Below are 9,615 nucleotides of genomic sequence, written 5' to 3'. Positions count from 1 at the left end.
CTCGGAAACGATGTTCACGAGCAACCATCAGGTGGGGCCAGATCAAACCGTCGCAACACCACCGGCGAGTCGCAAACGGGGCCAGGTCTAGCCGTCGAGCCGGGGCCTCTTCAAGCTGTCATAGCCAGTCGTGGCGCTACCGGATGCCGATCATCAGCGCCTGGTCCACGCCGGGCGCCGCCCTGCTGGCCACCACCGGCGCCGTCGCGGGCGGCTGGCCCGCCGCCGTCGGGGCGTTCGTCGTGTGCGGTGTGCTGTTCGTGCTCACCGGGCTGTGGCCCGCGCTCGCTCGCTGGGTCCAGCGCATCCCCACCCCGATCGCGCAGGCGATGCTCGCGGGCGTGCTCCTGCCGCTGTGCATCGCGCCCGTGACCTCGCTGGCCAAGCACCCGTGGGCGGTCGCGCCGGTACTCCTGGTGTGGCTGGTCCTGCTCACGTTGCGGCCGCGGTGGGCAGTGCCGCTCGCCTTCGTCGCGGCGCTGGTGGTCATCGTGGTCGCCCTCGTCCGCGGCGATGCCGTACCCGCCCTCGCGGAGCTCGTTCCGCACGTCGAGTGGACGACCCCGTCGATCACCCTCCAAGCACTCACCGGCGTCGTCCTACCGCTCTACATCGTCACGATGGCCTCCCAGAACATCCCCGGGGCCGCGGTGCTCGCCACCTACGGCTACTCCGTGCCGTGGCGCCCCTCGCTCGCGGTCACCGGCATCGGCAGCATCATCGGTGCGCCCTTCGGTGGGCACGCGATCAACCTCGCCGCGATCAGCGCGGCACTCGCCGCAGGCCCCGACGCGGGGCCGGACACGTCGCGCCGGTGGATCGCCGGCGTCTCGTCGGGCGCTGCGAACCTCGTGCTCGGTGTGCTCAGCACGGGCCTCACGGCTGTCGTCCTCGCCGCGCCGGAGGGCGTCATCCAGGCCGTCGCGGGCGTCGCGCTGGTGGGGGCCTTCGCCGCCGCCTGCGCCGGCGCGATGGCGGACGAATCCGCTCGTGTGCCCGCCGCGGTGACGTTCATCGTCGCGGCCTCAGGCACGACGGTGGGCGGCGTCGGCTCCGCCTTCTGGGCGCTGGTCGTGGGGATCGCGGTCTACCTGATCCTCGGTGTCCGGCGATCGTCAGACGCGTGAATCCTCCTGCGATGCACTCGGTCCAGCCGATGTCGTCGTAGTCGGCGTCGTGGTGGTCGGCGAGGTGGTCGTCGACGAGGTCGTGGTACGCGTGGACGTGGACGTGGTCGGTGTGCTGCTCGTCGGGGACGTCGACGTCGTGCTGCTTGTGGGCGAGGAGGGGCTGGACGACGTGGTCGGCCGCGGAACGCTGGTCGTCGGGCGCCGCGTGCCGGTGTCGAGGTCGCCGGGCGACACCCGGTCCGAAGGGCGGTCGGCCATCGTCCGGGGTGCGGTGAACACCCCTGGGTTCGCGGACGGTCCCGCGGTGCTGCCCGCGCCACCGTCGCCCCCGGAACCACCGAGTGCGAGCGCTCCGCCCAGGGACAGCGCGGCCACCACGAGCGCGCCGACGGCCGCGACCGAACGCCGTCTCCGGCCGCGCGGGGCGGGGGAGCGCTCGAGCGCGACGGGCGTGATCGGCTGGGTCGTCTCGGTGCGCGCGCCAGGATCTGCGACCGGGTGACCCTGGATCGGGCGGGCCTGCGTGGTCGCGTACGAACCCGGCCGCTCCCGGCGGACGGTGGGCGCGGCGGGGTTCGAGGCCCGCGTGATCGCGTCGGCGAACGCGCCGCCGTCGGCGAACCGGCGTCGCGGTTCCTTCGCGAGCGCGCGCATGATGACGTCGTCGACGTGTGCGGGCACCCACCCCGGCAAGGCCGGCGGTTCCTCGCGGATGTGCTGGACGCAGAGCGCGACGGCCGTCTCCGCCACGAACGGAGGGTGCCCCGTCAGGCATTCGTAGCCGACGACGCCGAGGGAGTAGACGTCGGAGGCGGCGGTGGCGTCTTCGCCGGAGGCCTGTTCGGGGGAGATGTACTGGGCGGTGCCCATGACCATGCCGGTTTTGGTGACGGGTGCGGCGTCGACGGCTTTGGCGATGCCGAAGTCGGTGATCTTGACCTGGCCGGTGGGGGTGATGAGGATGTTGCCGGGTTTGACGTCGCGGTGCACCAGGCCGGCGGTGTGGGCGACTTGCAGGGCTCGGCCGGTCTGTTCGAGGAGGTCGAGGGCTTGGGCTTGGCTGAGGTGGCCGAGGCGGCTCAGGACGGCGTTGAGGGGTTCGCCGTTGACGAGTTCCATGACGAGGTAGGCCAGGGGTGCGCCGCCGGCTTGGTCTTCGGTTTCGCCGTAGTCGTAGACGCCGGCGATGCCGGGGTGGTTGAGGGCGGCGGTGGTGCGGGCTTCGTTGCGGAAGCGGGCGAGGAATTCCTGGTCTTCGGAGAATTCGGCTTTGAGGACTTTGACCGCGACGCGGCGGTCGAGGCGGGTGTCCATGGCTTCCCACACCTGGCCCATGCCTCCGGTGGCGATGAGCCGGAGGAGCTCGTAGCGGTCGGCGATCACGGTTCCGCAGCGCATTGCTGGTCCCTCCTGCATCGGGATCGTCGCGAGTGCGCAGGCCAGGGGCCATGACCGACGGTGCAGCGCATCACCACAGCGGCACCGCGCACGACGGATCGGGTGTGTCTGTTCGAGGGGATATCGCCGCGTACGCCCGAATCGTTACCGGAGCGCCTTCCGCGTGCTGACTCTGTCGGGATGACAGGATTTGAACCTGCGACCCTTCGAAGTGGTTAGGGCCTGTCGCTCGTGTCGCTAGGTGTCGTCAGTGCAGGTCACAGGCTCGGAGTCGTGATGCTCGGTGTCGCTGAATGCGACTTCTGACGACCATTTCCGTTGGGTTTCCGTTGGGTCGGAGCCAGCCGATCCAGCGCGGCCGTCGCATCCGGGGCGAGCGACGACGCCTCGATGTAGTGCACCCTCGTGATCTTCGCATCCGTGTGCCCCAGCTGCGCGGCCGCCGCGTCCGCGCCGAGCTCTTCCGCGACGATCGTCGCCGCGGTGTCGCGGAAGTTGTGCGGCGTCACCCACGCGTAGTCGTCGCCGCGGATCGTCCGCCACGTCCGCCGGAAGTTCGCCGGCGTCCGCACGGTGCCGCGGGCCGACGGGAACACGAGCTCGCCCGGCAGATCGCGAACGTACTGCTCCCACAGTGCGTCCGTGGTGAACCCTGGCACCGGGAGGGTGTGGTGGCTGGCTTCAGTCTTCGCGGCAGGCTGGCGGAACGCGCCGCCCTCAAGGCCCTCCACGATCACGCCGGCGATCGTCACGGTCCCCGGGACGAACACCCACGGGTCGTCGACCGTTGCGCGGTCGTACCGCGGCCACGTCACGTCCTCCCATCGAAGTGCGAGCACCTCGCCGATCCGCGCGCCGGTGCCGGCGAGGACCTCGAAGATCCGCAGGGTGTCGTCGCCGCGCTTCGGGCCGGTCTTGTTCTGGCCACGCCAGCTCTCCACGCGGGCCCGCAATTCGGTGATGCCGTCGACGCCGAGCGACCGCGGCGGGTTCTTGAGCTTCGCGACGGGCGTCGTGGTGGTGACGGGGTTTATGTCGAGGGCGCCGAGCCGCACCGCGAGGGTGAACGCACCGCCGAGCACGAGCCGCATGTCGCGCCGGACCGACGGCGCAGCCTGCGCGCCGAGGACGCGCTCGAGGACTGCGGTGCGCGCCTCGGCGAGCCGGACCCCGCCGAGGACGGGCTTCACGTGGTGCTCGATGCAGCGGCGGTACTTCTCGACTGTCTGCGGCCGGCGGAGCCGCCCGTTGGGCTGCGGGGTGGTGGTGATCTCGGTGAGCCAGTGGTCGACGAGCTGCGCGATGGTGGTGTCGCGGGTGATGAGGTCGCCGCCGACGGCGGCCCGGTCTCGGAGCTTCGTGCGGAGCGCGGCCTTCGCCTTCGCTTCGGTGGCGCCGGCGGCCTCGACGAGGCGGGTGGTGCCGTCCCAGTCTCGGTAGCGGGCCTTCGCGACGTACGCCTTGCCGCGGCGGGCCACGCTGATCTCGCCCCAGGTGCCGAGGGGGAGCGGTGGTCGGGCCATCAGGGTGCCTTCCTGCTGATGCGGCGGAGCCGGTTCACGACGGCGGGGGAGTAGGCGATCGCTTCGGGCCGGTCGAGCAGGCGGTTCAGGATCTGCGTGTACCGGATCGGCGACAGGTCGAACTGGGCGCGGATGGCGTCCTCCTTGGCGCCGCGCTGCTGCCACCACGCGGCCTCGAAGTCGAGGATCGCCCGCTCGCGGTCGGTCAGGTCGGTCATGCGCCGAACTCCGGGCCGTCGGGGTCCGGTTCGTCGCCGACCGGCCACGGTAGGCGTTCGCTGGTGCCTCCGCCGCCCTCGTCGCCGTCGTCGAGCCCGCGCACGTCCGAGCCCTTGAAGTCGATGCCACGGCGGCACAGGCTCGCGGGCCCGGCCTGTGGTGGCGCGGCCCGGAACTGCTCCCACCGATCGGCCGGCGCGCCGGCGCGCTGCCACGCCCACCACTGCGTCCAGGTGTCGCTGAAGACGATCGCGGTGTCGGGCCAGCGGAACGGGCCGTCTGGCTGGGCGTTCGCGATCTCGTGGTTGGTCAGCATGGCCGGTCCTCCACCTGGGCGTCGACCCAGGCTCGTTCGTCGTCGGTGAGTGCGCGGACGCGGGCGAGGAGCGTCGGCACGTCGACCCACAGCTCGTCGGCGACCTCGGTGGCGTGGCGGGCCCAGCGGAGGACGTCGACGAGGTCCTCGAGCTCGATGAGCCGGCGCGCTGCGATCTCGTGGACCGCGGTCTCCTCGCGGGCCTGCAGGACCGGGTCGCGCGGGTAGACGCGGCGCTCGTCGTGGACGAGTTCGTGCGCGATGGTGCAGCGCCGCTCGGCCTGGGTGAGGTCGTCGGCGAGCTGGATCCGGCGGCCGTTGATGCACCCGGCGAGCGTGGTGTGCCCGATGTCGCCGAAGCGGATCTCCAGCCAGTTCCGGGCGCGGGCCTCCCTCCACGGGTGCCAGGTTCCTCGTTCGATCGTCATGCCCGATGTTGTACACGTACGGACCGACAGAAAACGCTCTGACCAGGAACTACACGGGTGTGATTTCAGGGTGGAGCTGTCGAGTGGAGTCGACGATCATGCTGGCGATCCGCTCGTGTCGTTTGCGTCGTGCGCTGCTCGTCCAGGAGTCGTCGCTGGGGTACCAGACCGAGGCGTGGTGTTGCGGATACGGCTCCCCACCCGCGGCCGGAACCAGTCCTCCGTCGGCGTGCGCGGGTAACTCGTACCCGAGCTGCCCGCCCACATTCGCGAAGGCTCCTACGCGCACGCCCCACACTCCTGCGGCCGACTTCCCGAGCGCCGTGTACTCATCGAACACCTCCGCGGGAGGCTGCGCCTCCCGCTTCGTCGAGAGTCCGCCATCGCTACTGGGCATGAAGCCGCTCTTCGACGGCACGAACGCTCCCCGACCTGGTTGGCCGTCCTTCGCCTTCAAAGAGTTGATGACTCGTCGGAGCTCCTCGTCAGACTCCTCGATTCGAGGGCCAACGATGCGTGGGTCATTTGGCACTGGGCAAGATCCCCGAGTAGAAGAACCTCGTCAGCGTGATCGCGTCGAATGCGACCTCACGGTCTGCGTCATCTATTGGATCCGGGGCGAGCAGGCACAGCCACATCGTGTCGGCGCCGATCTCCGCAGTGCACTCGTGCTGACCGAGGTCCCACTCGAGCCGGATGTTTCCCTCATCGGTCAGCATCGGCTCAGCATCAGATTGGCGGTCCGCTCGTACTGTGCTGAACCACGCCGTGAAGTTCGCGACAGCGTCGCGGTCGGCGGGCAGCGATGCTGGGGTGTCCCAGCCCTCGCGGGCACGGAGGATCGCAGCGATCTTAGCCACCGGTGCCCTCCATTCCTCGAACGCTACCAGGTGGGCCGATACGCTACTAGTCCCTCCGTTGTCAACGAGTCTGATCGGCGTGTCGGAGGAATAGTTGATCTGAGGTGACCTCGACCAGGTGCGGGCTCCTGTGCCGCCCCCGGGAGGCTGTACCAGTTGAGGCTGGGTCACTGCTACTCCGGGGAGCCAACGAGGCCAGGGTTCGCCTCAACGAACTTGTTCAGAGACTCACGCAGGTTGAGCAGCATCGAGAGCTCGAAAGCGTACGCGCCCACGACTGGTATTGGGTACTGCGTTGGCACCGGAATCGGCGTACCCGGCAGGGGAGGGACGTGTCCGAATGCGATGAACACTTCGCCCTCGACGATGGAGTAGGTGAACTGGTTCACCGTCTTCGCGCCAACGTAGGCGTCGACCGGCCAAGCGATCTCCACTTCAACTCGCTCGCCGCCGTCGTGAATGTAGTTGTTCTCGCTCATCTCTCTCCACCCTATGTGTCTTGTCCTGCTCATCGACTTGCGCTTCTCGCGTCGCTCACGCGCCGCCCTCCGGTCGTCCGACATCCGGTGCCACGTCGCTCGAGATGCTCGCCGCTAGGCCAGCGCGCTCCGCCCACTCTTGTGGCGGCAGCGACATACTCGGCGGCATCGTCCGAATCAGCCGTCCGAACATCGCGGTCGAAGGCTCCCGGAACGCCATCGCTGTGCTCAGGTCAATGCCGCGGAGGACCGGCTTCTTCTGCCGAGAGTCCCGGACCACCCGCGCGATCACCGCCGCCACGAATCCGTACGCAAGACCGGCGACGATGAACCCCGGCCACTCGGTCGATACGTCGTCGCGTAGGAACGGGCCGACGACAAGGGATGTGCTCAAGACGGCGACGAACGCGGCCATGAAAAAGGAGACCCAGTTTCCGACCCTATCGAGCCAGTAGAGCGACGGCCGCATCTCGGTGTACAGGATCGCTTGCGCGCGAAGTCGGGCGTTGTCAGCCATGGTCTTCGCGAACGCGTCGTCGGGGTCGATCGCGAGCAGCGCGGCGGCCACATCGAGGTCGGTTTTCACCGCGGTCATCTGGCCGTGACGGGACAGGGTGCGGCGGCTTGACCAATAGACGCCGGCGAGGCCGATGGTCGCTGCGATGAGCGGTCCTGCGATGGTGGTCACGCGCCGCCCTCCGGCCTTTCCGGGTCCGGCAGCTCGCCGGCCTCCTCCTTCGTCGGCTGGGCGACCAGTCGCTCGTGTAGCTGCCGCACCTCTGCCGAGATCTCCTCTTGGGTGTTAGCGTCGACGCCTCCGAGCTTTGTACCTCGTAGTCGGTGATTGGCGGTGCGAATTGCGCGAACAGCAAGGTATATCGCGAATGGTGCCACGTACAAGGCCATAAGGCTGACGAGAGTTCGGTCACCGGTATTCAGCGCCTGCCAGTTGACCCCTCCCAGGATCGCCGTGACGACGGCTACCGCGACCAAAAATAGCCAGTAACTGATCTCGAACTTCTCGCCTGCCGACTTGCGTGATGCAGTCTCGTACAGACCGAGAGCCCGGATTCGGACTCGTGCGTAGTCCTCCAGCCAGGCTCGTTGCGGGTCGCCTGGGAGGAGTTGCGCAGCGAGTTCCAGGTCGCTGCGGACAACTTCCCGTTGCGCTGCATTCCGAGCGGTACGTCCAGCTGCTCTTAGTGCGAACCCGCCACTGATGAGTGCAGGCGTGACCGCCGCGACGACGGTCACCCACCACGGGTTCACGCTCCGCCCTCCGGCCCCTCAGGATCGGGTAGCTCGCCGGCCTCGTCCTGCCGGCGTCGGATCTTCCGGCCGACCGGCTCGTCACCGAGATCGCGCGCCGCGAGTTCGTAGTCACCCTGCCGGTAGGTCTCGAAGTCCTCGGGCTCCCCAGCGTCGAGCCACGCCGCCCACTGGGCCTTCTCGGTGGTGGCGACCTCGACACCGTCGGGCCAGTGAGCCGGGGCGTAGACCACCTCGCTCGGGACTGTGATGTCGATGCGCTCGTGTCGAGATTGCGTGTCGCGCTTGCTGGATGCAGCTTCCGAGGCAGTCGTGTCCCGGGTGCGGGTGGTGCGCAGGCGCTGACCCACCTCGCGGGCCGCGGCCGGCCGAGGATTCCTGAGCTCGTCGATCCGGTCGCTGACGGTCGCATTCCACTGCTCCGCGCGCCGGGCGAGCCTGTCGCTGCTGTCCGCGAGGACGATGAGCGGCCCGGCGGCTTCGGTGTTCTCGTTTCCGCTGAGGAGGACTTCGCGGATGAACTTGCCGAAGGTCTCGATCGCGTCCACCGGCGTCGGCTCGATCTGCTCGGCGAATCGGAGTGGGAGCAGCGCCAGGAGTTCGTCGAGCGTGTCGATCGCGCTGCCTTGTCCCGCGATCACGGTGCTGAACTCGCGCTGGAACCGGTGGACGGCTTCGAGGAGTGTCTCGTCGTCGGCGCCGCTGCGGGCGGCGTCGATGATGTCGTCTGCTGCCTGCCGGGCTCCGTCGCTCGCGGCGGCGACTGTGGAGTGGTGGATCTTGAGCTGATCGATCAGCTTGAGCGCGGCCCGGGCGCTCGCGGGGTCGAGGTCGGCGGGGTTCGGCTCGGCCGGAACCGGCCGCGGCGCTGGTGTTGCGGCTGCGGGGTGAGGCCCCGTTATGGCGGCGACGAGCTCGCGGGCGCGCGCCAGCTGACGGTGCTGGATCCGCAGTCCGGAACCGGACGTGGTCAGCCGGCGGGTCTTCTCGCCCGGACTCGCCTGGTCCTGGGCGCCCTCGGTCGTGGCCGGCGCAGCGGCCTTGCGTCGGGGGCCGCTGCCAATGAGTTCGCTGAGCTTCGGTCGCCGTTCCGCCGCCTCCAGGTAGTAGGCGTCCAGGAGCTCTGCAACGAGGTCCCGGAGAGCGTCCCAGCTGCCCGGGTCGTCCAGATCGCGTATCCGTTGCCCGATCTCGACGAGCTCGTCGCGGAGCTCGTCCTTGTACCCGGAATCGACCAGCGCCGCATCGAGTACGTGGGCATACGTGTTTCGCGTGAGCTCGGAGACGGATTCGAGCTTGTCGCGATCGGGCAGCTTGCGGACTCCGCGCTTCTTCCATGAGTTGAGTGTTTGAGGACTGACTCCCATGCGGCGAGCGAATTCGGCATCGGTGACTCCGTACTGGTCGAGGTGGCTCTGGATGAGCGACCACAGTTCTGACACCTCAGCCACGCTTCTCGTCCTCCCGTCGCAGTGCAATCTGCCTGCCCACCGTGTCGTCTACCGCCAAACCGGTCCGATTGGGCCGCTTACGTCTACCAATAGTCCGTCCCAATCGTGCCCCATATCCGCAGCGTGCGGAACTACAGCCGTGTGATTACTTGACCGACGTCTACCGTCTGCGGTTAAATCATCCGCAGACAGTTGACACCACACCGTTTACCGAGGGAGGATGTAGTGGCTGCACAGCAGCGATGGCCGAAGGGGAGCTGGATGAAGTTGACGTCGATCGAGACGCTCCGGGCGCTGATGCGTCAGCGGGGATTCTCGATGCAGCGACTGGCTCGCTACGCGGGGTGCTCGAAGTCATTCATCGGGCACCTCTGTTCAGGGCGGAAGACCACATGCACGCCGCAACTGGCAGTTCGTATCGCGGAGGCGCTTGACGTTCCCGTGGATCTCATTTTCGTGGTCTACGGATCCGCAGACAGCGGACGAAATAGTCGAACCAAGCGGATATCGGCGGCATGAGAAAGGCCCGCCATGCCGGGCGG

13 protein-coding genes are annotated in these 9,615 nt (G+C 68.5%); 2 read left to right on the top strand and 11 right to left on the bottom strand.

Annotated features, from left to right (window positions below; translation table 11 throughout):
• The first annotated feature begins 26 nt into the window (after positions 1-26).
• On the top strand, positions 27-1,127 hold the full coding sequence (locus FK268_RS09450) for a benzoate/H(+) symporter BenE family transporter (RefSeq protein ID WP_306461489.1): 1,101 nt from the start codon (positions 27-29) through the stop codon (positions 1,125-1,127).
• Here the strand turns inward: FK268_RS09450 and FK268_RS09445 are convergent.
• From FK268_RS09445 to FK268_RS24750, 11 genes are all read right to left on the bottom strand, one after another.
• A complete protein-coding gene (locus tag FK268_RS09445) occupies positions 1,116-2,528 on the bottom strand; it encodes a protein kinase domain-containing protein (RefSeq protein WP_231706993.1) in 1,413 nt (470 codons plus the stop codon). The two genes, FK268_RS09450 and FK268_RS09445, sit on opposite strands and share 12 nt — an antisense overlap.
• A 257-nt stretch (positions 2,529-2,785) precedes the next feature.
• Positions 2,786-4,051 carry a tyrosine-type recombinase/integrase gene (locus tag FK268_RS09440; protein WP_146433356.1) on the bottom strand — a complete coding sequence of 422 codons (1,266 nt, stop codon included), beginning with the start codon at positions 4,049-4,051 and terminating at the stop codon, positions 2,786-2,788.
• Positions 4,051-4,269: a DUF3263 domain-containing protein gene (locus FK268_RS09435; RefSeq protein ID WP_146433355.1), complete on the bottom strand. Its 219-nt coding sequence runs from the start codon at positions 4,267-4,269 to the stop codon at positions 4,051-4,053. Before FK268_RS09435 ends, FK268_RS09440 begins: the two co-directional genes overlap by 1 nt.
• Positions 4,266-4,586 carry a hypothetical protein gene (locus tag FK268_RS09430; protein WP_146433353.1) on the bottom strand — a complete coding sequence of 107 codons (321 nt, stop codon included), beginning with the start codon at positions 4,584-4,586 and terminating at the stop codon, positions 4,266-4,268. The genes FK268_RS09435 and FK268_RS09430 overlap by 4 nt, the downstream gene beginning before the upstream one ends.
• Positions 4,580-5,014, bottom strand: coding sequence for an ImmA/IrrE family metallo-endopeptidase (locus tag FK268_RS09425; RefSeq protein WP_227967096.1), 435 nt, complete (start codon positions 5,012-5,014; stop codon positions 4,580-4,582). Before FK268_RS09425 ends, FK268_RS09430 begins: the two co-directional genes overlap by 7 nt.
• Before the next feature lie 49 nt (positions 5,015-5,063).
• Positions 5,064-5,411, bottom strand: a complete 348-nt coding sequence (locus FK268_RS09420; RefSeq protein WP_146433351.1) for a hypothetical protein — start codon at positions 5,409-5,411, stop codon at positions 5,064-5,066.
• A 124-nt stretch (positions 5,412-5,535) separates the two neighbouring features.
• Positions 5,536-5,874, bottom strand: coding sequence for a hypothetical protein (locus FK268_RS09415; RefSeq protein WP_146433350.1), 339 nt, complete (start codon positions 5,872-5,874; stop codon positions 5,536-5,538).
• A 173-nt stretch (positions 5,875-6,047) separates the two neighbouring features.
• Positions 6,048-6,353, bottom strand: coding sequence for a hypothetical protein (locus FK268_RS09410; RefSeq protein WP_146433348.1), 306 nt, complete (start codon positions 6,351-6,353; stop codon positions 6,048-6,050).
• Between the two features lie 55 nt (positions 6,354-6,408).
• Positions 6,409-7,041: a hypothetical protein gene (locus FK268_RS09405; protein ID WP_146433347.1), complete on the bottom strand. Its 633-nt coding sequence runs from the start codon at positions 7,039-7,041 to the stop codon at positions 6,409-6,411.
• The gene (locus FK268_RS09400; RefSeq protein ID WP_146433345.1) at positions 7,038-7,607 is read right to left on the bottom strand and encodes a hypothetical protein; all 570 of its coding nucleotides are present in this window, start codon (positions 7,605-7,607) and stop codon (positions 7,038-7,040) included. Before FK268_RS09400 ends, FK268_RS09405 begins: the two co-directional genes overlap by 4 nt.
• Positions 7,608-7,618: 11 nt before the next feature.
• On the bottom strand, positions 7,619-9,073 hold the full coding sequence (locus FK268_RS24750) for a hypothetical protein (RefSeq protein WP_193560257.1): 1,455 nt from the start codon (positions 9,071-9,073) through the stop codon (positions 7,619-7,621).
• Positions 9,074-9,334: 261 nt separating this feature from the next.
• On the opposite strand from FK268_RS24750, the gene FK268_RS09390 reads away from it, so the two are divergent.
• On the top strand, positions 9,335-9,592 hold the full coding sequence (locus FK268_RS09390; RefSeq protein WP_146433344.1) for a helix-turn-helix domain-containing protein: 258 nt from the start codon (positions 9,335-9,337) through the stop codon (positions 9,590-9,592).
• Positions 9,593-9,615: the final 23 nt, after the last annotated feature.

The sequence above is a fragment of the Tsukamurella sputi genome, from assembly GCF_007858445.1.
Taxonomy (GTDB): domain Bacteria; phylum Actinomycetota; class Actinomycetes; order Mycobacteriales; family Mycobacteriaceae; genus Tsukamurella; species Tsukamurella sputi.
This window is presented reverse-complemented; position numbering and strand designations above follow the sequence as displayed.

Excerpts from the sequence above, each read along its gene's own strand:
- FK268_RS09435 (WP_146433355.1), bottom strand. The coding sequence starts at position 4,269 with ATGACCGACCTGACCGACCGCGAGCGGGCGATCCTCGACTTCGAGGCC.
- FK268_RS09390 (WP_146433344.1), top strand. The coding sequence starts at position 9,335 with ATGAAGTTGACGTCGATCGAGACGCTCCGGGCGCTGATGCGTCAGCGG.
- FK268_RS09425 (WP_227967096.1), bottom strand. The coding sequence starts at position 5,014 with ATGACGATCGAACGAGGAACCTGGCACCCGTGGAGGGAGGCCCGCGCC.
- FK268_RS09420 (WP_146433351.1), bottom strand. The coding sequence starts at position 5,411 with ATGCCCAGTAGCGATGGCGGACTCTCGACGAAGCGGGAGGCGCAGCCT.
- FK268_RS09410 (WP_146433348.1), bottom strand. The coding sequence starts at position 6,353 with ATGAGCGAGAACAACTACATTCACGACGGCGGCGAGCGAGTTGAAGTG.
- FK268_RS09440 (WP_146433356.1), bottom strand. The coding sequence starts at position 4,051 with ATGGCCCGACCACCGCTCCCCCTCGGCACCTGGGGCGAGATCAGCGTG.
- FK268_RS09445 (WP_231706993.1), bottom strand. The coding sequence starts at position 2,528 with ATGCGCTGCGGAACCGTGATCGCCGACCGCTACGAGCTCCTCCGGCTC.
- FK268_RS09430 (WP_146433353.1), bottom strand. The coding sequence starts at position 4,586 with ATGCTGACCAACCACGAGATCGCGAACGCCCAGCCAGACGGCCCGTTC.